Origin of the sequence: Kitasatospora sp. NPDC059646, assembly GCF_042734615.1 — a bacterium.
Lineage (GTDB): Bacteria > Actinomycetota > Actinomycetes > Streptomycetales > Streptomycetaceae > Kitasatospora.
Genome location: NZ_JBHWDS010000010.1, coordinates 22,849 through 46,163, shown reverse-complemented (window position 1 = coordinate 46,163; position 23,315 = coordinate 22,849). Strand labels below are relative to the sequence as shown.

At 74.2% G+C, this 23,315-nt stretch carries 18 protein-coding genes; 8 read left to right on the top strand and 10 right to left on the bottom strand.

Features of this window, described 5'->3' with window-relative positions; translation table 11 throughout:
• Nucleotides 1–59 precede the first annotated feature (59 nt).
• Complete coding sequence (locus ACFV1L_RS09175; protein WP_380364360.1) at nucleotides 60–1,511, bottom strand: DinB family protein; 1,452 nt, start codon at nucleotides 1,509–1,511, stop codon at nucleotides 60–62.
• A gap of 576 nt (nucleotides 1,512–2,087) precedes the next feature.
• Between ACFV1L_RS09175 and ACFV1L_RS09170 the strand changes: the two genes are divergently transcribed.
• Entirely contained in the window at nucleotides 2,088–3,449 is a 1,362-nt protein-coding gene (locus ACFV1L_RS09170) for a KamA family radical SAM protein (RefSeq protein ID WP_380364359.1), read from the top strand.
• Nucleotides 3,436–4,359, top strand: a complete 924-nt coding sequence (locus ACFV1L_RS09165; RefSeq protein ID WP_380364357.1) for a GNAT family N-acetyltransferase — start codon at nucleotides 3,436–3,438, stop codon at nucleotides 4,357–4,359. Before ACFV1L_RS09170 ends, ACFV1L_RS09165 begins: the two co-directional genes overlap by 14 nt.
• 33 nt (nucleotides 4,360–4,392) lie before the next feature.
• Here ACFV1L_RS09165 and ACFV1L_RS09160 read toward each other — a convergent pair whose 3' ends face one another.
• The 4 genes from ACFV1L_RS09160 to ACFV1L_RS09145 form a co-directional block, all read right to left on the bottom strand.
• A complete protein-coding gene (locus ACFV1L_RS09160) occupies nucleotides 4,393–4,836 on the bottom strand; it encodes a rhodanese-like domain-containing protein (RefSeq protein WP_380364356.1) in 444 nt (147 codons plus the stop codon).
• A gap of 133 nt (nucleotides 4,837–4,969) precedes the next feature.
• The gene (locus ACFV1L_RS09155) at nucleotides 4,970–7,006 is read right to left on the bottom strand and encodes a dipeptide ABC transporter ATP-binding protein (protein WP_380364354.1); all 2,037 of its coding nucleotides are present in this window, start codon (nucleotides 7,004–7,006) and stop codon (nucleotides 4,970–4,972) included.
• Nucleotides 7,003–7,983, bottom strand: a complete 981-nt coding sequence (locus ACFV1L_RS09150) for an ABC transporter permease (RefSeq protein WP_380364352.1) — start codon at nucleotides 7,981–7,983, stop codon at nucleotides 7,003–7,005. The genes ACFV1L_RS09155 and ACFV1L_RS09150 overlap by 4 nt, the downstream gene beginning before the upstream one ends.
• A gap of 178 nt (nucleotides 7,984–8,161) precedes the next feature.
• On the bottom strand, nucleotides 8,162–9,148 hold the full coding sequence (locus tag ACFV1L_RS09145; protein WP_380364351.1) for an ABC transporter permease: 987 nt from the start codon (nucleotides 9,146–9,148) through the stop codon (nucleotides 8,162–8,164).
• A gap of 359 nt (nucleotides 9,149–9,507) precedes the next feature.
• On the opposite strand from ACFV1L_RS09145, the gene ACFV1L_RS09140 reads away from it, so the two are divergent.
• Nucleotides 9,508–11,199 (top strand): ABC transporter family substrate-binding protein, encoded by a 1,692-nt coding sequence (locus ACFV1L_RS09140; protein ID WP_380364349.1) that lies wholly within the window; start codon nucleotides 9,508–9,510, stop codon nucleotides 11,197–11,199.
• Between the two features lie 52 nt (nucleotides 11,200–11,251).
• Here the strand turns inward: ACFV1L_RS09140 and pip are convergent, their stop codons facing one another.
• A complete protein-coding gene (gene pip, locus ACFV1L_RS09135) occupies nucleotides 11,252–12,223 on the bottom strand; it encodes a prolyl aminopeptidase (RefSeq protein ID WP_380364347.1) in 972 nt (323 codons plus the stop codon).
• 127 nt (nucleotides 12,224–12,350) lie between these two features.
• Between pip and ACFV1L_RS09130 the strand changes: the two genes are divergently transcribed.
• Nucleotides 12,351–12,722, top strand: coding sequence for a helix-turn-helix domain-containing protein (locus tag ACFV1L_RS09130; protein ID WP_380364345.1), 372 nt, complete (start codon nucleotides 12,351–12,353; stop codon nucleotides 12,720–12,722).
• Between the two features lie 42 nt (nucleotides 12,723–12,764).
• On the opposite strand, the gene ACFV1L_RS09125 is transcribed toward ACFV1L_RS09130, so the two are convergent.
• The 3 genes from ACFV1L_RS09125 to ACFV1L_RS09115 form a co-directional block, all read right to left on the bottom strand.
• On the bottom strand, nucleotides 12,765–13,367 hold the full coding sequence (locus ACFV1L_RS09125; RefSeq protein ID WP_380364343.1) for a ClpP family protease: 603 nt from the start codon (nucleotides 13,365–13,367) through the stop codon (nucleotides 12,765–12,767).
• Between the two features lies 1 nt (nucleotide 13,368).
• On the bottom strand, nucleotides 13,369–14,007 hold the full coding sequence (locus tag ACFV1L_RS09120) for a ClpP family protease (RefSeq protein ID WP_380364341.1): 639 nt from the start codon (nucleotides 14,005–14,007) through the stop codon (nucleotides 13,369–13,371).
• 114 nt (nucleotides 14,008–14,121) lie between these two features.
• On the bottom strand, nucleotides 14,122–14,571 hold the full coding sequence (locus ACFV1L_RS09115; protein ID WP_380364339.1) for a DUF523 domain-containing protein: 450 nt from the start codon (nucleotides 14,569–14,571) through the stop codon (nucleotides 14,122–14,124).
• 326 nt (nucleotides 14,572–14,897) lie between these two features.
• Between ACFV1L_RS09115 and ACFV1L_RS09110 the strand changes: the two genes are divergently transcribed.
• A complete protein-coding gene (locus ACFV1L_RS09110) occupies nucleotides 14,898–16,130 on the top strand; it encodes an MFS transporter (protein WP_380364337.1) in 1,233 nt (410 codons plus the stop codon).
• Nucleotides 16,131–16,455: 325 nt separating this feature from the next.
• Here ACFV1L_RS09110 and ACFV1L_RS09105 read toward each other — a convergent pair whose 3' ends face one another.
• Nucleotides 16,456–20,403 carry a BTAD domain-containing putative transcriptional regulator gene (locus ACFV1L_RS09105; RefSeq protein ID WP_380364335.1) on the bottom strand — a complete coding sequence of 1,316 codons (3,948 nt, stop codon included), beginning with the start codon at nucleotides 20,401–20,403 and terminating at the stop codon, nucleotides 16,456–16,458.
• A 378-nt stretch (nucleotides 20,404–20,781) separates the two neighbouring features.
• Between ACFV1L_RS09105 and ACFV1L_RS09100 the strand changes: the two genes are divergently transcribed.
• Genes ACFV1L_RS09100 through ACFV1L_RS09090 form a run of 3 tightly spaced genes read left to right on the top strand, consistent with a single transcriptional unit; the run spans nucleotide 20,782 to nucleotide 23,308 of the window.
• Entirely contained in the window at nucleotides 20,782–20,943 is a 162-nt protein-coding gene (locus ACFV1L_RS09100) for a hypothetical protein (RefSeq protein WP_380364333.1), read from the top strand.
• Nucleotides 20,944–20,959: 16 nt separating this feature from the next.
• On the top strand, nucleotides 20,960–21,940 hold the full coding sequence (locus ACFV1L_RS09095; RefSeq protein ID WP_380364331.1) for a lantibiotic dehydratase C-terminal domain-containing protein: 981 nt from the start codon (nucleotides 20,960–20,962) through the stop codon (nucleotides 21,938–21,940).
• A 48-nt stretch (nucleotides 21,941–21,988) separates the two neighbouring features.
• Nucleotides 21,989–23,308 carry a lanthionine synthetase C family protein gene (locus ACFV1L_RS09090; protein WP_380364329.1) on the top strand — a complete coding sequence of 440 codons (1,320 nt, stop codon included), beginning with the start codon at nucleotides 21,989–21,991 and terminating at the stop codon, nucleotides 23,306–23,308.
• Nucleotides 23,309–23,315: the final 7 nt, after the last annotated feature.

The window sequence follows — 23,315 nt, the reverse complement described above, 5'->3', positions numbered from 1 at the left end:
ACCGGCCTGCGGTTACTGCGGAGGGGCAACCGGGTCCGGTCGCCGGACCCGGGCCTGCGTCAGGCCTTGCCGATCAGGCGCGCCGCCTCGTCGGCCCGCTCGTTGATGGTCGCCGCGAGGGCGGCCACCTTGTCGGCCATGAAGCCGTCGGCGCCGATCAGCGCGGCCTCGGCGGTGCCCAGGCCGCTGAACAGGCGCGACGCGAACCGGTGGTTGGCGGTGTGCCGGTGGCCGGCCGCGTCGAGGATCTTGTCGATCGAGACCGCGTGGTCCCGCGGGTGCCAGATGTACCGCTTGAGGCGGAAGCGCAGCTCGACCGGGCCCAGCTCCCACCAGGCGGAGCGGATGCCGAGCTCCTTCTCGGTGATCTCCGAGTAGTCCTGCGTGTTGCGCAGGTGCAGGCGCTCGTAGAGCGCGAGCAGCTCGTGCAGGCTCTCGTGGCTGCCGAGCGGCTCGCCGTGCTCGGCGACCGTGTCGGTGGCCGGCACGACCTCCGGCGGCAGGCCGTTGCGGCCGCGGTCCAGCGCGTGCAGGATCTGCGGGCGGTAGGCCCACCACTCGGCCATCACCACGTGCGCGAGGTTCTCGCGGATCGAGCGCTCGGAGCGCAGCGGGGTGGTGTCGAGCAGCGAGTCCGGGACGCCGACGAACAGCGACTGGAACTCGCGGTAGGCGAACCGGTGCTGGCCGAGCAGCCGGTGGGTGTCGGTGAACTCCGGGCCGTTCTTGGCGCGTTCGCGCTCGGCGACGACGCCGAAGTCGCACAGCTCCTGGTAGGCCTGGAGGACGACCTCGCGCAGGCAGTCGGAGTACCACTGCCAGTCGCCGGGGCCGGGCTTGCCGATCCAGTCCTGCATCAGGACGCTGTCGGGCAGCACCGCCACGGTCTGCGCGAAGCGCTCGACGGCGGCCGCCAGCGGCGAGGTGGTGACCTGGCGGTGGCGGTCCCAGGAGGTCTCGATGGTGCCGCCGCTCTGCGCGACCTTGCGCCAGCGGGCGGCTTCCTCGACGGTGACCCTGTCCTGTGGGAAGCGCGCGGTGGCCTCGTCGAACAGCCGGATCGCCTCGCCGTACTTCTGCTTGCGCAGGGCGGCCTTGGCGCGGCCGACCAGCAGCTGGGCCTTGAAGCTCTCGGCGGTCAGGTGGCCCGGGGTGTCGTGGAACACCGTCTGGTAGCCGACCGACAGGCGGGTGCGGCGCGGGGCGCCGTTCCACTCGTGGTAGCGGGTCTGGTCCGGCGCGAGCAGCTGGACGGTCGGCGACCAGATGAAGATGTGGTTGTTGATGATGTCGGTGCTGGCCCGGTCCGGGTCGGTGGTGACCACCCGGACGGGGAGCGTGTACTCCATGATGTCCCGGGCGATCTCCGGGTCGGAGTAAATGCTGCGGTCATGATTTCCGCAACCGGAGCATTCGGGTGAGTGGAGATCCAGGAGGACCGGCTTGTCCTCGATCTCGGAGCGCTTGAGAAGTGCCTGGAAGTCGTGCTGGTCTGCCCACTGAACTGCCAACGTAGGACCCAATCCTTGCGCTTTTGGCGGAAATGGCGGGAGGGCAGCAGATGTGTACGGTGACTCCCCCTGCCACGATCATGAACCTACCCCGCATGACGTGTTCACTGTCAAGAGTTCGAGGACAACTTTGTTGCGGCAGTGTTGCGCCACGTAAAGCGACCTGGGGTTTTGCCGGGAACGATTCGCAGCGAAACGGACAGAAGCCGACCGATCGGTCGGTAGCCTCCCCAGGCAGCCCAACAGTGAAAGCTCCGCCCATACCGGAACAGTGCTGCCCGGGTCCTTGATCGCCGCTCGGGCCATGGGTTAGAACAGTCGGAGGGTGCGTGCCGGGGCGACGGCACCGAGCGGCCGGCCCGATGCCGCGAAACCCTCTGCAAGCGCTTCGACAGTCCTTTCCGCAGTCTTCTCTGTTTTTCTCCTCACTCGACCCGGCGCGGCCGAATCCGCATTTCCATGCGCATTCGCGCCGCCGCAGGACCATGTCCAGGGCCGACTGAACGCGGGGGCGGTATGACCATCCAGTTCAATTCAGGACCATCGACGACCGACTCGGAGAAAACACCCGGGCCGTTGCCCGTCCAGCCCTACTCGTACCGGTTCCGTGCGCCGGTCGAACCCGACTGGAGGAGATTTCCCGGCTGGTCCCGGGTGACCGCCGAGGAATGGGATTCCGCGCAGTGGCAGCGTGCCAACTGCGTCAAGAGCGCACGCCAACTGGGGGCCGTCCTGGGGCCCGGCCTCGACGAGTCCTTCCTCGCCGACCTGGTCCGCGACCAGCAGCAGCGCGCCACCATGTCGATGCTGGTCACGCCGCAGATGCTGAACACGATGGCGCCCGCGCTGGCGCCCGGCGACGACGGCTTCCTGGCGGCGCTGTACGCCGATCCGGTGCGGCGCTACATGATTCCGGTGCTCTCCGACCGCGACCCGCACTGGCCCTCCCACCCGTTCGCCACCCGGGACTCGCTGCACGAGACCGAGATGTGGGCGGTCGAGGGCCTGACGCACCGTTACCCGACCAAGGTGCTGGCCGAGTTGGTGCCCACCTGCCCCCAGTACTGCGGCCACTGCACCCGGATGGACCTGGTCGGAAATCCGACCCCGCAGTTCACCAAGCACCGCTTCGACCTGCGGCCGGCCGACCGGCTCGGCCGGATGCTGGAGTTCCTGCGCAGCCACCCGAGCATCCGCGACGTGGTGGTCTCCGGCGGCGACCTGGCCAACCTCCCGTGGCCGCGCCTGGAGTCCTTCCTCACCGCGCTGCTGGAGATCCCCAACATCCGCGACGTCCGGCTCGCCACCAAGGGCCTGGTCGGCCTGCCGCAGCACTGGCTGCAGAAGGACGTCCTGGACGGGCTGGCCGCGGTCTGCGCCCGGGCCCGCCGGCAGGGCGTGCAGATCGCCGTGCACACCCACGCCAACGCCGCCCAGTCGGTGACGCCGGCGGTGGCCCGCGCCACCGCCGCGCTGTTCGAGGCCGGGGTGCGCGACGTCCGCAACCAGGGCGTCCTGATGCGGGGGGTGAACGACTCCGTCGAGGCGCTGCTCGACCTCGGCTTCGGCCTGCTCGACGGCGCCGGCATCATGCCGTACTACTTCTACCTCTGCGACATGATCCCGAACAGCGAGCACTGGCGGGTGGCCCTGTGGGAGGCCCAGGCGCTGCAGCGCGGCATCATGGGCTACCTCCCCGGCTTCGCCACCCCGCGGATCGTCTGCGACGTGCCGTTCGTCGGCAAGCGCTGGGTCGACCAGGTCGACTCCTACGACCGCGAACGCGGCATCTCCTACTGGACGAAGAACTACCTCACCCCGCTGGAGTCCGCCGACCCGGCGGCCGGCGGCCGCGCCCACCCCTACTACGACCCGATCCAGACCCTCCCGCCGGAGGGCCAGGAGTGGTGGAAGAAGACGCCGCATGAAGCTCATTGACGAGCACGGCCTGTCCGTCGCGCTGATCGACCCCGAGGAACTCGCCGCCCGCCCCTGGCTCTCCACGGACCGCCACGTCGACGTGGTCCGGATGCTCCGCCCGCCCGCCGACCGGGTCGGGGAGCTGCGCGCCGCCGGCTTCGTGGTCAAGCCCGAGATGCTCACCTGGCTGGCCGAACTCGGCCCCGACGAGGACGACTTCCTGGCCCGGCTCAAGCCCGACCCGCGCCGCGACATCCAGCGCGCCCAGCGCCGCTCCGCCGTGCTCCGCGAGGAGGTCCAGGACCGGGTCGACGCCGACACCCTGGACCGCTTCCTCGCCCTCTACGAGGAGCGGGTCTCCCTCATGCAGTACGGCGTGCCCTACGCCAAGCGCCACCGGGAGGCCGTGCTGCACGGCCCGCAGAAGTACTTCGGGGTGTTCGCCTTCGAGGACGAGGAACTGGTCGGCGGCTGCCTGGTCGCCGAGTGCCCGGACGTCTCGGCGATCCGGGTCCGGTTCTCCGCCGTCACCGAGCACTGGCGCCGGTACGCGAGCCTGTCCCGCACCCTCTACTTCACCGCGATGCGCACCGCCCGCCTCAAGGGCCTCCGGTACGCCACCCTCGGCGACGAGCCCAACCTGTACGGGCACCTCACCTCGATCGGCCTGTTCGAGTTCAAGACCGCGATGGGCTTCCGGGCGGTGCCCTCGCAGGACTTCGGCGACCCGACCGGCTGCGACGAGGCCGATCTGGTGCTGAATTTCACCGCGCTGAACGACCCCGGACTCATTCTCGGATATCCGCCCGACGCGCCCGTCGGCGACCGCCGGCTGCGCGGGTATTTCCTCACCGAGGATTTCTCCCGTGCGGAGAAATTCCGGCCCGATTTCCTGGAAGGCGTGGAGCCCCGCTCACCTTCCCGGTGAACGGGGCTCCGGCCGTTCCGCGCTGATTCGGAATCAGCCCTCCGACGGGTTCCCGGTCTCCACCGGGAACCCGTCGCGCTTCCAGTACTCGAAGCCGCCGATCATCTCCTTGACCTTGAACCCGAGCACCGCGAGCTTCGCCGCGCCCTTCGTCCCGGCGTTGCAGTCCGGCCCGAACCCGTAGGTCACGTACGTCGCTTCGCGGTCCAGGCCGGCCACGTGCTCGGGCCCCAGGTCGCGGTGCGGCAGGTTCAGCGCGCCCGGGATGTGCGCCTCCCGGTAGGAGTCCGCGGAGCGGGTGTCCACCACCACCACGCCGTCCACCTTGTGCGCGAGGTCGTGCTCGACGTCCGACGGGTCGCACTCGGAGGCGAGCTTCGCCAGGAAATACGTGGTCGAGAGGTAGTTCGTCGCCGGAACCCCGTTCACCTTGCTGTCGGCGGTGAGGAACTGGAAGAGCTCGTGTCGGTCGGACACCGGAATACCTCTTTTCAGCTGAAATGGCGTCGGCTGCCGACAGCCTATGATCCCCGCGCCGAATACCGCAACCATGCGGGAAAACCCGGCCCCGAAATTCGGGACCGGGTTTGCGCGCGGCGCCGACGGGCCGTCAGGCGCCGTCCGGGAAGTGGCAGGCCGCGGTGTGGTCGGCGCCGGCCGCGGCGGGCGCCGCGGGCGGCAGCTCGGTGGCGCAGCGGGTGCGCTGTTCCGGGGCGAGCGCGGCGTGCACGGGGCAGCGGCTGCGGAACGGGCAGCCGAGGTGGCGCTCGGCGGGCGACGGCGGGTCGCCGGCCAGCAGCATCCGGGGGCGGGCCCGTTCGGCGGCCGGGTCGGGCAGCGGGACGGCGGCGAGCAGCGCCCGGGTGTAGGGGTGGCGGGGCGCGGCGAACACCCGCTCCACGGTGCCGGTCTCCACGGTGCGGCCGAGGTACATGACGCTGACCCGGTCGGCGAGGTGCCGCACGACGGACAGGTCGTGGGAGACGAACAGGTAGGCGAGGCCGAGTTCGGCCTTCAACTGCTGGAGCAGGTTGAGCACTCCGGCCTGCACGGAGACGTCGAGCGCGGAGACCGGCTCGTCGAGGACCAGCAGGTCGGGGCGGACGGCGAGGGCCCGGGCGATGGAGATCCGCTGGCGCTGGCCGCCGGAGAACTCGTGCGGGTAGCGGTCGGCGTGCGCCGGGTCCAGGCCGACCTGGCGCAGCAGTTCGGGGATCCGGCGGCGGGCGTCGGCGGCGGGCACCCGCTGGGCGAGCAGCGGTTCGGCGATGACGTCGCCGACCGGCATCCGCGGGTCGAGGGAGGCCGCCGGGTCCTGGAAGACGATCTGGACGCGGGAGCGCAGCCGGTGCGCGGCGGCCCGGTCGAGGGCGGCGGTGTCCTGCCCGAGCAGTTCGATCCGGCCGCCCTGCGGGGCGGCCAGCCTGAGGATCTCGTACAGGGTGGTGGACTTGCCGGAGCCGGACTCGCCGACCAGGCCGAGGGTCTCGCCGCGCCGGATCTCCAGGTCGACGCCGTCGACGGCCCAGGTCTCGCCGACCCGGCGGCGCAGCAGGCTGCCGCGGTGGCGCGGGAAGCTGCGGGTGAGGCCGGTGACGGTGAGGACGGCCTCGCGGTCCTCGCGCGGCCCGGCCCCGGCGGCGGGCACGGCCGGGACGGGGTAGACCTCGGCGGGCGCGGGCCGGGTGGCGGCCAGGTGGTCGGCGCGCACGCACGCCGCCAGGTGGCCGCCGTCGCCGGCGAGTTCGGGCTCGGCGGTGCGGCAGCGGTCCTCGACCAGCGGGCAGCGGTCGGCGAACGGGCAGCCGGCGCCGCGCAGTTCGCCCGCGGCGGGCGGGCGGCCGGGGATCGGGACGAGCGGCCCGCCGCGTCCGTCGAGGCGGGGGACGGCGCCGATCAGGCCGAGCGTGTAGGGGTGCCGGGGCGCGGTGAACAGCTCGTCCACGGGCGCGGTCTCGACGATCCGCCCGGCGTACATGACGGCGACCCGGTCGGCGCTGCCGGCGATCACCCCGAGGTCGTGGCTGACCAGCACGAGCGCGGCGCCGGTCTCCCGCTGGGCGGTGCGCAGCACGTCCAGCACCTGGGCCTGGATGGTGACGTCCAGGGCGGTGGTGGGTTCGTCGGCCAGCAGGATGTCGGGGTCGTTGGCGACGGCCATGGCGATCATCGCGCGCTGGCGCATGCCGCCGGAGAACTCGTGCGGGAAGGCGTCCAGGGCGCGGGCCGGGTCGGGGATGCCGACCAGGTCGAGCAGGTCGGCGGCGCGCTTGCGGGCGGCGGCCCGGCCGACCGCCTGGTGGACCGTCACGGCCTCGGCGATCTGGTCGCCGATCCGGTAGACGGGGGTGAACGCGGACAGCGGGTCCTGGAAGACCATGGCGATCCGCCGGCCGCGGATGTCCGCCAACTGCTTGGCGGGCAGCCCGACCAGCTCCCGGCCGTCCAGGCGGACCGATCCGCCGATCCGGGCGGTGCCGGGCGGCAGGCCGAGGACGGCGAGCGCGGTCACGGACTTTCCGGAGCCGGACTCGCCGACCAGGCCGAGGGTCTCGCCGCGACGCAGGTCGAGGTCGACGCCGCGGACCGCCGGGTGGTCCCCGAAGTCGACGGTGAGGTTGCGGACGGCGAGCAGGTCGGTGGTCAAGGGGTGCTCCGGCGCGTGGTGGTGAGGGTCTGTCGGCTCTCCGCGAGGGCCCGGGCCCGGGCCCGGCGGGAGGGCCGGCGGCCGGCCGCGGAGGTGGGGTCGAGGGCGTCGCGCAGGCCGTCGCCGACCAGGTTGACGGCCAGCACGAACAGCACCAGCAGCGCGGCGGCGAAGTAGAACAGCCAGGGGAAGACGGGGGCGTCGCCCGCGCCGGCCGCCAGCAGGGTGCCGAGCGAGACGTCCGGCGGGCGCACGCCGAACCCGAAGTAGGAGAGCGCGGCCTCGCTCATCACGGCCCCGCCGACGGTGATCGTGGCGTCGATGATCAGGAACGAGGAGACGTTCGGCAGGATGTGCCGCCAGATGATCCGGAACGGGCCGACGCCCATGAAGCGGGCGGCCGCGACGAATTCGCGCTCGCGCAGCGACCGCGTCATCGAGCGGATCACCCGGGCGGTGATCATCCAGTTGAACACGGCGAGCAGCACCACGAAGGCGATCCAGCCGCTGCCGCGCAGCCGCGGCGAGATCACGGCGATCACCAGGAACGCCGGGAAGATCAGCATCAGGTCGACCAGGAAGGTCAGCACCCGGTCGGTCCAGCCGCCGAAGTACCCCGCGCACGCCCCGACCAGCGAGGCCAGCCCGGTCGACAGCACCGCCACCAGCAAGCCGATCACCAGCGACTTCTGCAGGCCCCTGACGGTCTGCGCGAACACGTCCTGTCCGAGCCCGTTCGTCCCGAACCAGTGCTGCCCGGACGGCGGTTGGCGCAGCGCCGAGTAGTCCGGCGTCGCGTAGTCCCAGGGCGTCAGGTAGGGGCCCAGGAACGCCAGCAGGAACAGCAGCGCCAGCACCACCAGCCCGACCACCGCCCCGCGCGAGGCGGCGACGCGGCCGGCCGCCAACCGCAACCGGCCTGCGGGCGCCCGCTCCGCCGGCGCTGCCGCGACCGGCTCCACGACCTCGGCACTCATGCGGCCCTCCCTCGGCTGCGGGCCTGCCGCGCGACGCCCGCACGGGCGACTCGCCGTCCGGCGGCGCGATCTTCCCGGCGGGCGCCTTCCGCCTCGCGCAGTTCCCCGCGCCCCGGGTGGTGCTCTCCCCGGTTGTGCACCGCCCGGTTTCCGGCCGTCCGGGCTCGGGCCCTCTTGCTCATGCTGTTCTCACTCGGGGGTCGAGGGCGGCGTGGAGGGCGTCGGCGAGGAAGCCGGCGGCGAGGACGACGACGGCGGCGAAGAGGTTGACGGCGACCACGGAGTTGACGTCCTGTTCGTTGACGGCCTGGATGAACCACTCGCCCATGCCGTGCCAGCCGAAGATGGTCTCGGTGAAAGCCGCGCCGGTGAACAGGCCGAGGAAGGCGTAGGCGAACATCGTGGTCATCGGGATGATCGCGGTGCGCAGGCCGTGCTTGATCAGGGCGCGGCTCCGGGTGAGGCCCTTGGCCTCGGCGGTGCGGAGGTAGTCCGCGCCGAGGACGTCGAGCATCGTGGAGCGCTGGTAGCGGCTGTAGGTGGCGAGGCCGCCGAGGGCGAGCGAGAGGGTGGGGAGCAGCAGGTGCAGCCCCCAGTCGGCGAGGTGGGCGCCGAGGCCGCCGGTGAGGTTGGGGGTCTCGTAGCCGGTGAAGGGGATGACGTCGTGCCCGGCGGCGTTCTTCGCGGCGATCGCGCCGTTCTTCAGGAGCAGCGCGAGCAGGAAGACGGGGGTGGAGAGCAGCACGAACGAGAGCACGGTGAGCGCCCGGTCGGAGAGCCGGTACTGCCGCACCGCGCTCCACGCGCCGGCGGCGACGCCGAGCAGCATGCCGAGCACGCTGCCGACCAGCAGCAGCCGCAGCGAGACCCAGATGCGGCGTCCGAACTCGTCGTTGACGTCGGTGCCGTGGATGGTGCGGCCGAGGTCGGCGTGGAGCAGGACGCCGTTGGCCCAGGTGCCGAAGCGTTCGACGACCGGGGTGCGGTCGTTGAGGTTGAGGGCGGTCAGCTGCCGGTCGACGGCGGCCGCGGCGGGCCGCGGCTGCTTGGCCTCGAAGTAGGCGCGCGGGCCGAGCGCGGTGCTGGTCAGCGCGTAGGCCAGGAACACGGCGGCGGTGAGCAGCACGACGTAGTAGCCGAGCCGTCTGGCCAGGTACCCCGTCACGATGCACCCCCGGTGTGGTTCGCACACCTGCGGAACATGGTCATTTGCCTTCGTTAGTACGGACTTTGACGCACTTTCGCGCAGCAGTTGTACGCCACGCCCGGCCCGGCCGTCCAGGGGCGTTCGCGTCGTCGGGCCGACGGGTTCGGTGAACCCGCTGGTCACAGCTGATCAGACGGGCACGAACGGGGGATTGCGGCGGTGTTTCACTCCGTTTCGTTTCGATCAGTTCTGCGCACAACTCTGGTGGGGGTGACTGACGGGCTGTTACGTTCGGCCCGCCGGCACCGACTTGGCTGCCCACGATCAAGCGTCGTCACACCTGGCGACCGTCGACTCTTCGAAACCCGAGGACTCCGATGCACACATCGCCCGCCACCCGCCGACTCGGCCGCGCCGCCGCCGCGGCCCTCGCCGCGCTCCTGGCCGCGACCGCCTGCAGCAGCCAGGGCGGCTCGGCGGACGCGGCCAAGACCGTGGTGCCGACCGTGGACGCCGAGGACAACAACCCCCAGCCGCTGGAGAACATCAAGGACGGCGGCGAGCTGCGCGAGCCGCTCCAGCAGTGGATCACCCAGTGGAACCCGTACCAGGTCGACGGCACCTACGGCGACGCCGTCGAGATCATGGGCTACCTGGAGGCCAAGCTCTTCCGCTCCGACGCGCACGGCGTCTACCAGCCCGTCCCCGAGTACCTGGTGTCCGCGCAGGTCACCTCCTCCTCGCCGCAGGTGGTGACGTACAAGCTCAACCCGAAGGCGGTCTGGTCGGACGGCACGCCGATCGGCTACCGGGACTTCGAAGCGGTCTGGAAGGCGTCCAACGGCAAGGACCAGGCCTACAACCTGGCCGACTCCTCCGGCTACGAGCAGATCTCGGGCGTCGCGCAGGGCGCCGACCCGAGCGAGGTGAAGGTGACCTTCTCCGAGCCGTACGCGGACTGGCAGAGCCTGTTCAACCCGCTGCTGCCGGCCGCCGGCATCTCCACCCCGCAGGCGTTCAACGAGGGCTGGGTGGAGAAGGTCCCGATCTACGGCGGGCCGTTCGTGCTGCAGAACGCCGACAAGACCGCGCAGACCATCACCCTCGCGCCCAACCCGCGCTGGTGGGGGCCGAAGCCGAAGCTGGACCGGATCACCTACCGGGTGCTGGACTCGGCCGCGATCACCCAGTCCTTCCTCAACAACGAGATCGACTTCGCCTCGGCGGGCACCGCGACCTCGTACGGCCAGCTCAAGGACGCCAAGGACGCGGTGATCCGCACCGGCACCCCCTGGGACGAGGTGCACATCTCCTTCGGCGGCAACGGCCCGCTCGCCGACCAGAAGGTCCGTCAGGCGCTCGGCAAGGCGCTGGACCGCGGCTCGCTGATCAAGATCGCCAACAAGGGCGTCCCGGTGGAGTTCAAGCCGCTGGACAACCACCTGTTCATGACCAACCAGAACGGCTACCGGGCGAACGCCGGCGACTGGGTGACCTACGACCCGGCCACCGCCAAGAAGTGGCTGGACGAGGCGGGTTGGAAGGACGCCGGCGGCACCCGCAGCAAGGACGGGCAGCCGCTGGAGCTGCACTACGTGATGAGCGACGGCTCCACCCAGGCGCAGTCCGACCTGGCCACCGCCGTGCAGAACATGCTCCAGCAGGTCGGCGTCAAGCTCACCGTCGACAAGGTGCCCAGCAAGGAGTACTTCTCCAAGTACATCGACCAGGGCAAGTTCGACCTGGCCAGCTGGCGCAACACCGGCTCCTTCCCGCTCTCCAAGACGGTGCCGATCTTCCGCGCCCCGCAGGGCGACAACGTGTTCGGCAACTACTCGAAGCTGAGCACCCCCGAGATCGACACCCTGCTGCGCAAGGCCGCCGCCACCCTCGACCCGGCGAAGGCCAACGAGCTCTACAACCAGGCCGACGTGAAGATCTGGGAGCTCGGCCACACCGTCGAGCTGTACCAGCGCCCGAGCATCGTCGCGGTCCGCAAGGGCCTGGCCAACTTCGGCGCCGGCAGCCTGGCCGACACCGTGATCACCTCGGTCGGCTGGCAGAAGTGACCGCCGGCCGGCGCCCCGCCGCGGAAGCCGTGGCGGGGCGCCGGCCGTCCGGCTACCGCCGGTGCTTGAAGTCCTCCAGCGCCTGCCGGACGGTCCCCGCCATCTCCTGGCTCCCCACGTGGCCGGAGTCGTCGAAGATGTGCAGCTTCGCGTCCGGCCAGGCCTTGGCCAGCTCCCACGCGGTCTGCACCGGGCAGCCCATGTCGTAGCGGCCGTGCACCAGCACGCCCGGGATGCCGGCCAACCGGTGGGCGTTCCGGAGCAGTTGGTCCTCCTCCAGCCAGGCGCCGTTGCTGAAGAAGTGCGAGCAGATCCGCACGAAGGCGATCCGCTCGTCCATGTCGCGGGCGCTGTACATGCCGGGGATGCCGTTCGGCTCGCCCTCGATGACGGCGTCCTCCCAGGCCAGCCACTCGTTCGCGGCCCGCTCCCGCACCGCCCGGTCCGGGTGCTCCATCAACCGGGCGTACGCCGCCAGCAGCCGGTACACGTCCCCGTCCCGCTCGCCCTCCGGCACGCCGTCCCGGAACCGGTCCCACGCCTCCGGCCGGAACCCGCCGACGCCCCGGTACAGCCAGTCCGTCTCCGCCCGCCGCGTGGTGGTGACCGCCTGGATGACGATCTCGGTCACCCGCTCCGGATGCTGCTGCGCGTACGCCAGGATCAGCGTCGACCCCCACGAGGCGCCGTCCAGCAGCCAGCGCTCGATCCCCAGGTGCTCCCGCAGCCGCTCCATGTCGTCGATCAGGTGCTGCGTCGTGTTCAGCGCCATGTCGGCCGCCGGATCGCTCGCGTGCGGCGTGCTCCGCCCGCAGTTGCGCTGGTCGTACCGGATCACCCGGTAGCAGTCCGGGTCCCAGGCCCGGGTGGGCCGCTGCGGCGCTCCCGCCCCCGGCCCGCCGTGCACGTACAGCGCGGGCTTGCCCTCCGGGTTGCCGAGCTGCTCGTAGTAGATGCGATTGCCGTCCCCGGTGTCCAGGAAGCCGGTGTCGTACGGATGCGTGAGCGGATAGAGATCGACCATGACCGACGATCCTAGGCCCGGACGTCCCGGTCTGATCCGCCGTCAGCGGAGCCCGGGAACCCGGCACTTCACCGACAGCAGAACGCCGCGGTGTTCCCTCCGCGCGGCGGATGCCTACGCTGGGACGGTGAGCACTCAAGGCGAGAACGAAGCCCGCGTCATCCCGCTGCGCCCGCCGGCCCGGCAGCAGCCCCCCGCGCCCCGCGAACCCCTCTGGCGCGACCTGGTCGGCGGCGTGCTGCGCCGCGAACGGCTGGCCCAGAACCGGACGTTGAAGGACGTGTCGGAGGCGGCGCGGATCTCGATGCCGTACCTGTCGGAGCTGGAGCGGGGCCGCAAGGAGGCCTCGTCGGAGGTGCTCGCGGCGGCGGCCCGGGCGCTCGGGCTCGGCCTCGGCGACCTGCTGTCGCTCGCCCAGCAGGACCTGGTGAGCCACACCTCCCGCCGCACCCACGGCCGTGCGGCCGGGCCCGCCAACGGTCTCTGCCTGGCGGCCTGAGCGGTCCCCCGGCCGGTACCGCCGTACCGGCCGGGGGAGGTCTCAGGCGTGGACCAGGCGGCGGCTCAGCACCTCGTCGGCGAGGCCGTAGGCGACGGCCTCCTCGGCGGTGAACACCTTGTCGCGGTCCATGTCCCGGCGGAGCGTCGCCACGTCGTGGTGGGTGTGCCGGGACAGCACCTCCTCGACCTGGGAGCGGATCCGCACCATCTCCTTGGCGGCCAGGCTCAGGTCGGAGACCGTCCCCTGCCGGCCGCCGCTGGCGGGCTGGCCGAGCAGCACCCGGGCGTGCTGGAGCACGAACCGCCGGCCGGGGTCGCCGCCGGCCAGCAGCACGGCCGCCGTGGACGCCGCCTGGCCGACGCAGAACGTCGAGATCGGCGACTGCACGAAGGTCATGGTGTCGTAGATGGCCATCAGCGAAGTGAACGAGCCGCCGGGCGAGTTGAGGTAGATCGCGATCTCCTCCCCGGGGCTGGACGACTCCAGGTGCAGCAGCTGCGCGATCACCACGTTGGCGACGCCGTCGTCGATGTCGGTGCCGAGGAAGATGATCCGCTCGTTCAGCAGCCGGCTGAACACGTCGTACGAGCGCTCGCCCTGCGCGGTCCGCTCGATGACGTAGGGAACGGTGTACGAGCCCATGTCACAACCCCATCCGTCGGCGGTTGGCGGCCGGGCGGATGTCGGCGAGCGACTCCACGACCCGGTCGACCATCCCGTACTCCCTGGCCTGTTCGGCCGTGAACCAGCGGTCCCGGTCGCCGTCGCGGGCGATGGTCTCCTCGCTCTGGCCGGTGTGCGCGGCGGTGATCCGCTCGATCGCCTTCTTGGTGTACTCGAGGTTCTCCGCCTGGATCTCGACGTCGGAGGCGGTGCCGCCGATGCCCGCCGACGGCTGGTGCATCATGATCCGCGCGTTCGGCAGCGCGAACCGCTTGCCCTCGGCGCCGACCGTGAGCAGGAACTGACCCATGCTGGCGGCGAATCCCATGGCGAGCGTCGAGACGTCGTTCGGGATCAGCCGCATCGTGTCGTAGATCGCCAGGCCGGCCGTCACCGACCCGCCGGGGCTGTTGATGTACAGGCTGATGTCGGTGCGCGGGTCCTCCGCGGAGAGCAGCAGCAGCTGCGCGCAGACGCGGTTCGCCGACACCTCGTCCACCTGGGTGCCGAGCAGGACGATCCGCTGCGCGAGCAGCTGCGCCGCGAGGTGGTCGTCGAAGCGGCTGGGCGGCGTGTCGCCGTCCTCCGCGCGGGGCCGGAGCGGGCTGGGCAGGGTCATCGGAGGTCTCCTCCTCGGGGCCGGAGCGTGCCGTCCCCTCCACTGTTCCCCCCGCTCGGGCCCCGGACGGGAGTTCTCTGCCCGCGGCAGATTCGCCGCCGGCAGAACGGCAGTTCAGACCCCCGGCGCGGGCCGGACGGCGATCCCGTTCCGCTCCAGCAGCGCCGCCGTCACTCCGTCGCCCGGCACCAGCTCCCCGGCGAAACTGCCGTCGTACACGGCGCCCCGGCCGCACGAGGGGCTGCGGGGCATCAGCACCGCCTCGGTGCAGCCCGCCCGCCGGGCCGCCGCCAGGGCCAGCTCGGCGCCGGCCACGAACTCCGCGGTCACGTCGCGCCCGTGGTCGTCGACCACCCGCGCGGCGCCGTCCAGCACGTCGTGGCCGTCGCCGCCGACCAGTTCGGCCGGGCGGCGCGGCGTCGCCAGCCCGCCCGCCGTCTCGGGGCAGAACGGCACGGGCCGCCGGCCGTCGAGCAGCTCGGCGAGCGCCGGGGACGCCTTGTCCCGCCCGTCGAACCGGCACGGCACTCCGCGCAGACACGCACTGACCAGAATCGCTTCCACCCTCCCAGGCTAACCGGGCCCGCCATTCCGCCCCGCCGCCCCTGACCTGCGGCGACCCGTACCCGGAAACCGGGGCCGACGGGCCGTCGGAACAGAATTCCGACGGATCGTCATTCACCGGACAGTTGTCAGTTATTCGTACATTCGACGGGTGGGGGCATTGCCAGCGGACGCCCCGCGCATTCAGGATGACTGCCGTCCCGGCCCGTCGACACGGCGCACCCCCGGCGCCGACGGCCCTCCCCACGGCCGGACGGCACCGGCCCGCGCCTCCCCCGTTCCCCGCGCAGCCCGTCGACCGGCCCCGTCCTCCCGAACGGAGCCACATGCCCGCCCCTGCCACCGCGGCCCCCGCCGCCCCGCCGCAGGCCGCCGTGCTCGCCCGCCCGCGCCTGACCGCCGTCCTGCTGATGGCCGGCAGCTGCCTGCCGATCCTCGGCGCGGTGCTGATCGCCCCCGTGCTGCCCAAGCTCCAGGACCACTTCGCCGCCACCCCGGGCGCGGACGTCCTCGCCCCGATGGCGCTCACCGTCCCCGCGCTGGCCCTCGGCGTGATGGCCCCGTTCGCCGGCGTCCTGGTCGACCGGCTCGGCCGCCACCGCCTGCTGGTCGTCGCCACGGTGCTCTACGCGATCGTCGGCACCGCCCCGCTCTACCTGGACTCGCTGGGCGCGATCGTCGCCAGCCGGGTCCTGGTCGGCGTCGCCGAGTCCGCGATCATGACCTCCTGCACCACCCTGATCGGCGACTACTGGACCGGCCGGCAGCGCGAGCGCTACCTCGCCCTGCAGGCCATGTGCGCCGCCGTCTCCGCGACCGCGTTCTTCGCCCTCGGCGGCGCCGCCGGCTCGGCCGGCTGGCGCGTCCCGTTCTGGGCCTACGGCATCGGCCTGCTGCTCGCCCCGCTGATGGCGGCCTTCCTGCGCCCGACGAACCGTCAGCAGCCGGCCGCCGACACGTCCACCGCGCCCGCCGCGCCGCTGCTGCGCCGGCTGCTCGCCCCGTGCGCGCTCACCTTCTTCGGCGCGATGGTCTTCTACACCATGCCCGTCGAGACCTCCTACCTGCTCGACGACCTCGGCGTCACGGCCTCCGCCGCCATCGGCCTGTCCACCGCCCTCGCCAGCGCCGCCACCGTGGCCGGCGCCGTCGCCTTCACCCGCGTCACCGGGCACGCCGAACGCCTGCTGCCGGCCGTCCTCGTCACCTGCGCGGTCGGCTTCGGCATCGTCGCCTTCGCGGGCAACGCCCCGCTGCTGGTGGCCGGCGCCGTGGTCAACTGCTTCGCCGGCGGCATGCTGCTGCCCACCCTGATCACCCGCACGCTGGCCCTGCTGGGCGCCGCGGACCGCGGCCGCGGCACCGGCCTGTGGAACGCCGCGTTCTTCCTCGGCGAATTCGTCTGCCCCGTCGCCCTGATCGGCGTCTCCAAGGCCGTCGGCGGCCTCGCCGCCGCGGTCGGCGTCCTCGGCGCGGTCACCCTCCTGGTGGCCGGCGGCCTCGCCCTGCTCAGGGCCCGCGACGGCGCCCGGCTCCGGGTCGACAACGCCACCGCCTGAACCCCGCCGCCGGCGACGCCCGCCGCCCGAGCCCTCCCCCGGCCCGGTCGGCGGGCACACCCGCTCAACGGCCGGGCGCCGCCCGGCGGTCGAGGGTGCGCCGATCCGCCGCTGCGAAGCTGCGGACACCGCCGGCGCCCCGGCGGACCGCCCGGCAGCGAGGTGCAGGAGGCGCACGGGCGTCCCGCAGCAGCGCGGTCGGGCAGCGCCGTCGGCGGACGGGGGCGCTGCCCGACCGCCGACCCGCCCGGTCGGGTCAGCGGTCCCTGCCGGGCGGCGGGCGGGCGGGCACAGCGGCCTTCACGCACCGCGGCGCGGCGACCGCTCAGCCGCCGCGGCCCGGTCGGGTCACCGGACCGGCGAACCCGGTCACCTGCGGGAGACCCAGGCGCTCGAAGATGCGGTGGGTCTCGTGCAGGCGGTCGCGGAACCCTGCCGGGCGGCGCAGGTCGGCGAGGACGCGGCCGAGGGCCTGGAGCGCGTAGCCCCGGTCGCGCCGGGCGCCCGTGCGGATGGTGAGCGCGAGCGCGAACTCGGCTTCGACCAGTGCCTGTTCGGGTCGCCCCAGGGCGCACAGGGTGTCCGCGAGGCGGAACCCGGCCAGCGCCTGCCGCTCCCGGCGGCCCGCCGCCGCGGCCAGGGCGCGGCACTCGCGGAGGCGTTCGGCGGCCTGCGGGTAGCAGCCGAGCCCGTGCAGGGCCAGCCCGAGCACGTACAGCGTGTACGCCGTTCCGGCGGTGTCGCCGAGCGACCGCACCTCCGGCAGCAGCTGTTCGCACACGGTGGCCGCCTCGGCGGCCTGCCCGCGCCGGACCCTGGAGAGTGCGGCACTGACGGTGGCCGCCGCCGCGCCCGACCGGTGGCCCGACTCCCGGGCCAGGGCGACCGACTCCTCGAACCGGCCGATCGCCTCGGCGTTCCGGTGCAGGATCTGCGCGATCAGTCCGAGCTCGTCGAGCACCTGACGGAGCCTCACGGTGTCCCCGGCGGCGCGGCTGGCGGCCTCGGCCGCGAGCGCCTCGGCGCGGGCGTCGTCCAGCCGGGCCGCCGCGAGGCGGCTTCCGCGCTGCAGGAACCGGGCCCCGCCCTCGGCGCGCCGGTCGCCGCTCACCGCCGCCGCGACCAGGGCCCGTTCCGCCGGCCCCGGCCGTCCGGCCCGCTCGCCCGGGCCGAACGGGCTCAGCGCGATCAGCAGATCGGCGGCCGCGCGCAGGCCGCGCCGCGCGGCGGACAGCCCGGCGTCACCCTCGGCCCGGCCCGACCGGCCGACCTCGGCCGCCGGAATCCGCCGGGTGCCGAACAGCCCGGTGTCGGCGGCGCCCAACTCCTCCAAGCCGTCGAGCAGCTCGAAGACCTCGGCGACCGCCACGACCCGCTCGGCGGACAGCCTCCGCTCCCCTCCGCTCTGCGCCGGCCCGCCCGCCTCCTCCGGCAGCGGGTCTCCCGGAACGGCTCCGGCAGCGCCGAGCCCACCGCCGACCGCACCCGGCCCCTGCCATCCGTCCCGTCGTTCGAGGGTCTCGGCAGCCGTGGGGCCCTGCCCGGCGGACGGCCCCCGACCACCCCCGCCCTTCGCCGCCCCGGCCGAGCCCCGCCGTCCGAACGTCCCGGCAGCGGAAGCGGTCCGCCCCGGGCCGCCGCCGTGCCGCGCCGACCCGCCCGGAGGAGCGGAACGCCGGGCCCACGGAACGCCTCCCGTGACGTCCAGCGCGCCATCGGCCGCGCCCGACCCCTGGTAGCCGTCGTTCGGTGCGGCGTTCTCAGCGGCCGGGACGCTCCGCTCGGCGGCCCGCTCCGCCGACCCGCCCGGAAGCGCCGAGCGCCCGGCCCGCGAACGGCCCGCCACGGCACCCGACCCGTCGAACCCGTCCAGTGGCTCGAAGGCCACGGCGGCCGGGACGCTTCGCCCGGTGGACGGACGGCGGTCGCGCTCGGCCGTGACGGTCCAGTCCACCAGCTCGAAGGACCCCGCCGCCGGGACGCGTCGACCGGCGAACGGTCCGGCAGCGCCGGCCGCACGTTCGTCCGCCCCCGGTTCCCGGAATCCGGCGGCCGGTTCGAAAGCCTCGGCGAACAGCCGGTCGGACCCGCCACCCGCGGCGGGCCCGACCCGTGCCGCGAACAGGTCGGCGGCGGCGGCCGCCAGGCGGCCGGCCTGGGCGATCGCCTCCGGAGCCTCGGCCCGTACCCAGGCGCGGGCGGCGGCCAGGTCGGGCAGTGCGGGGCCGCCGGGGTGCGGCGGCCGGTCGGCGCCCAGCGCGTGGGCCACCGGGTCGCCGGGGACGGCGAGCTGGAAGGCGGCGCGGGCCCGGTCGAGGAGCAGGCCGAGCAGGCGGGACCGGGCGGCGGCGCCCTCCTCCGGGTCGTGCGCGCCGGAGGTGCGGCGGGCGAAGCCGCGCAGCAGGTCGTGGTAGCGGTACCGGCCGGCGCCGACGGAGTCGAGCATCGCTGCGTCCACCAGCGCCTCCAGCAGGTCCTCGGCGCCGTCGGGGCCGAGGTCGAGGAGCGCGGTGGCGGTGTCGAGTCCGAAGTGCGGGGCCTCCGCCCAGGCTGCCAGCCGGAACGCCCGGGCCTGATCGGGCGTCAACTGCCGGTAGCCGAGCTCGAAGGCCGCACCGACGGCGAGGTCGCCCATCCGCAGTTCGTCGATCCGGCGCTGCTCGTCGGCCAGCCGTCCGCCGAGACCGGCGATCGTCCAACGGGGCCGGGAGGCCAGCCGGGCGGCCACGATCCGTACCGCGAGCGGGAGGTGGCCGCAGGCCGCGACCAGGTCGAGGGCCGGGCCGGGCTCGGCGGCCAGCCGGGGCGGGCCGATCACCCGGCCGAGCAGGTCGAGCGCCTCGGCGGGCGTGAAGACGTCCAGGTCGAGTCGGACGTCGGCCTGCAGGCCGGTGGGCCGGGTGCGGCTGGTCACCAGGACCGCGCAGGTGGCGGAGCCGGGCAGCAGCGGGCGGATCTGCGAGGAGTCGCGGGCGTTGTCGAGGACCACCAGCAGGTGCCGGGCGTCGGTGAGCGAGCGGAACAGCGCCGACCGGGCCGCGGTGGACTCCGGTACCGCCTCGGGGCGGACGCCGAGCGCGGACAGGAATCCCGCCAGCACGTCGTCGGCGGTGGCGGGCAGCCGGTCCGCGCCGCGCAGGTCGGCGTAGAGCTCCCCGTCGGGGAAGGCGTCCCGGCAGCGCCGGGCGGCGTGCAGGGCGAGCGCGGTCTTGCCGACGCCGCCCATGCCGACCACCGCCACCACCGGCAGCGACCCCCTGGACGGCGCGGTCAGCGCGCGCCGGATCTCCTCCGCCTGCGCCTCCCGTCCGACGAAGTCGCCGATCAGGGGAGGCAGTTGGGCCGGCCGCAGCGGTGCCTCGACGGCCGGCCCCGGAGCAGCGGCGGGTGCGGACACAACGGCGGGCACGGCGGCGGGCTCGGGCGCAGCGGCGGATCCAGTGACGCGTGCAGGCACGCCGGCGGACGCGACCACGGCCGGCCCGGCCTTCGTGGGCGGCTCCGCCGCGCTCTCCTCGCCGTTGAGGATCCGGCGGTGCAGTGCGGCGAGTTCGGGTCCGGGTTCCACGCCGAGTTCGTCGACCAGGGCGTCCCGTACCCGGCGGAACGCGGCCAGTGCCTCGGCCTGCCGGCCGCTGCGGCACAGGGCGCGCATCAGCAGGCCGTACGGGCGTTCGCGCAGCGGGTGTTCGTCCGTCAGGTCGGTCAGCTCGGGGATGCTGCGGGCAGCCCGGCCGAGTGCCACGTCCAGGGCGAGCCGTTCCTCCAGCAGGGTCAGGCGCAGCTCGCCGAGCCGGTTGCGCTGGCGTTCCGCGTACGGGCCGGGGACGCCGGCCAGGGGTTCGCCCTGCCACAACCGGAGTGCTTCGTCGAGCAGTTCGCGGGCGTCCTCGGGGTGTCCGGCGGCGGCCCGGTCCTCGGCGCGGGCGGCGAGCTGCTCGGCGCGGCGGGCGTCGACCGCGTCGGGCGGCAGGACCAGCCGGTAGCCGTCGCCGAGCGAGAGCAGGACGGCGGGGCCGGCGCCGTCCTGCTCCAGCTGTTTGCGCAGCCGCCACGCGTAGGTGCGCATGGTGGTCATCGCGGAGTTGGGGGGCTGCTCGCCCCACAGGGCGTCGATCAGGTCGGCTGCGGTGGCCGTCCCGCCGGGGCGCAGCAGCAGGACCGCCAGCACGGCCTGCTGCTGCGGGCCGCCGAGCCGCAGCTGCGCGTCGCCGCGCCGGGCGCGGACCGGGCCGAGCACCGCGAAGTCCAGCTCCGCCGGTTGGCTGTTCACCGTCTGCACCCCCAGTGGCCGGCCCCGTTGCCGAGCCGTCGGTCGTCCGTCGTCCGTGCTTCGCTGTTCGTGACTCCTCGGACGTGGTCCGTGGTTCTCCGTGCGTGCCCTGCGTGTCGCACAGGGTATGCAGAGCGGCGCGCCGGGCGGCAGTACCCATCCGGTCGGCGAGGTGCTGACGGTGCGTCGATCGGCCGCCGATCGGGGGCGGATCGGCTGTCGACGGCGAGTCCCTAGTGTGCGCGGTGTCGGAGCGGAACGGGTCCGGGGAACGGCCCGGACCGTCCGGTTTCCGACGCCTCGGCGGCCGGCGCGCGGATCCACCACCCGGCGCCGCCGCGCCGCTGCCGGTGGATCGAGCCACGAAAGGCGGTTCCCGTGAACGACATCCCGGAGCTCGACGTCCTTGAGCCCGACGTTCTGGAGCTCGACGTCCCGGAGATCGGCGCCCCGTCCCAGGACGAGGCCGAGGAGCCGGACGCGGGGAGCGCGTCCCGGCCCCGCTCCTGCCCCTCGGCCCGCAACCCCCGCTGCTACTGAGACCGGCCCGTTCGCGGTGCGCAGCGTCAGCGACGACCGACAGCTCGCCCTCGACCCGACGGACCCTCACCACCGCGCCCGACCGCACCACGTACGCCCGCGCGACGGCGAGCCGTTCGGGCCGGAGGCGCCCGGGCAGGACGCCGGCCGAGTCGGCGGGCAGGCCGGCGGACTCGGCTTCCCGCTGCCGCGCCGTGCCCCCGGCGGCGCGCCGGCCGCGTACGCCACCCCGTCCCGCGACCGCACCGTCCGGGAGAGCTGCGGACCGGGCTCGGAGTGGCTGTCACCCGGCTGCCCCGCACGCCGCGACGAGCCGGCGGTTCATCACCTTCCCTCCCCGCGCGCCGAGTTGGCCCGGGCCGTCGACCGCTGGTTCTGGCTGCGCCACCCGCGCCGTGAGCCGCACCCGCAGGTGCGCCTCCCCGGCGGCCCGGCCGTGCTCGCGGCCCGCCTGCTGCCCGTCCTCGCCGACTGGGCGGACAGGCCGGCCGCCGCAGCGCTGCCCGGGCCGCTCACCCCGGACAGCTACCGGCCGGCCCTCGAACGCCACGGCGGGGCCGCCGCGATCGAGACCGTGGAGCAGGTGCTCGCCGCCGACAGCCGCTGCCGCCTGCCGCGCGAGCGCCGCCCCGGCGGACCCCCGCTCTCCTCGCCGCCGCCGACCATGTCGACCCGGCGCCCCACCTCGGCGAACCGCCACCCCTGGAGTCGCCACCGCATCACGGAACGGCACACCTGCTTGCCGCACCGTCCGCGCGTACCGGCCCCGCGCGGCCGGTACGCGGAGCGCCTCACCGTCCGGCAGGCCCGCCCCACCGCGCCCACCCGCCACCGCATCCCGCCCAACCGCAGTGCAGCGGCCCCGGACACCGCGCGGCCCGCGCACCGCACCTGCACCACAACCGCCCACCCGCCACCCACCACCCGCCACCCGGTCCGTGCGAACTGGCCTCACGCGTCCGCCCGCCGCGCCGCTGGAGCGCCCCGTGATCCCTGACGTTCCGTCAACCGCCGCCCGCCCGACGATCCTCCCCGGAGCCGCCCTGTGAACCTGTCCGACCACGCACGAGCTGCGGTCGCCGCCACCGCCGGACTCCTCGCCGACCCGGACCGGGTGGCGGGCGCGCTCGCCGACGCCGACCGCCCGTGGTGCCCCGCCGGGCTCGCCGACGGCGCCCCTGGCATCGCGCTGCTGTTCGCGGAACTGGCCCGGCAGGACCCGGCCCACCGGGCGACCGCGCACGCCTGGCTGGGCGTCGCGGCCCGCACCGCCGCCGGCGCGGCCCCCGGCACCGGCCTGTACGACGCCGTCCCCGCCCTCGCGTTCGCCCTCCCCCGGGCCGCCGCCACGCCGGCCGACCACCGCACCGCCCGCGCGCACCTGCTCCACCGGACCGCGGTCCTCGCCGAACGCCTGGCCCGGCGCGAGCAGCAGCGCGCCGCCGCGGGCGTCGAGCACACCGCGCTGGAACGCTACGACCTGGTCTCCGGGCTCGCCGGCCTCGGTGCCGTCCTGCTCGACCACCACCCGCGGTCCGGCACCGCCGACTCCCCGCTGCACCTGGTGCTGCGCGCCTTGGTCCGGCTCTCCGAGCCGATCGCCGAACTGCCGGGCTGGTGGGTCGCGCAGAGCGTCGACGGCCACGGCGCGACCACCCCCGAACGGGGCCACGCCGATCTCGGCCTCGCGCACGGCCTGCCGGGCCCGCTCGCCCTGCTCTCGCTGTGCTGGCTGCACGGCCTGCGCGTCCCCGGCCAGCGCACCGCGCTCAGCCTGTGGGCGGACTGGCTGCTCGGCCAGGCCCGCCAGGACCGGTACGGCCCGTGGTGGCCGCAGTCCGTCGACCTCACCACCATCGACCAGCTCCCGGACCACCCGCAGCCGCCCGCCGACCACGGGAGCCCGGGGCGGCCGTCCTGGTGCTACGGCTCCCCCGGGATCGCCCGCGCCCTGCAGCTCGCCGGCCTGGCCCTCGACCAGCCCGACTGGCGCGAGTACGCCGAACAGGCCGCCGCCGCGGCCGTCGCCCGCGCCCTGGAGACCGGCGGCGGCCCCGCCGCCCTCACCGACGCCGGCCTCTGCCACGGCTGGGCCGGTCTGCTCCAGTGCACCTGGCGGACCGCCCGGGACGGCGAGTCCGCCGAGAACGAACTCACCGCCCTGCTGCCCCGGTTGACGGAGCGGCTGCTCGACCTCGCCACCCCGGGGCCGTTCGGCTTCCGCCCGCCGCTCCCCCGCAACGGCCGGACCGACGACCCGGCCGGCTTCCTCACCGGCGCGGCGGGCGCCGCCCTCGCCCTGCACACCGTCGCCACTGACCGGGTGCCGTTCACCGTCTGGGACCGCGCCCTGCTGCTGGCCTGACCGCCCG

Coding starts and splice junctions, on each gene's coding strand:
- ACFV1L_RS09165 (WP_380364357.1), top strand. CDS start 3,436: ATGAAGCTCATTGACGAGCACGGCCTGTCCGTCGCGCTGATCGACCCC.
- ACFV1L_RS09150 (WP_380364352.1), bottom strand. CDS start 7,983: ATGAGTGCCGAGGTCGTGGAGCCGGTCGCGGCAGCGCCGGCGGAGCGG.
- ACFV1L_RS09140 (WP_380364349.1), top strand. CDS start 9,508: ATGCACACATCGCCCGCCACCCGCCGACTCGGCCGCGCCGCCGCCGCG.
- pip (WP_380364347.1), bottom strand. CDS start 12,223: ATGGTCGATCTCTATCCGCTCACGCATCCGTACGACACCGGCTTCCTG.
- ACFV1L_RS09125 (WP_380364343.1), bottom strand. CDS start 13,367: ATGGGCTCGTACACCGTTCCCTACGTCATCGAGCGGACCGCGCAGGGC.
- ACFV1L_RS09120 (WP_380364341.1), bottom strand. CDS start 14,007: ATGACCCTGCCCAGCCCGCTCCGGCCCCGCGCGGAGGACGGCGACACG.
- ACFV1L_RS09110 (WP_380364337.1), top strand. CDS start 14,898: ATGCCCGCCCCTGCCACCGCGGCCCCCGCCGCCCCGCCGCAGGCCGCC.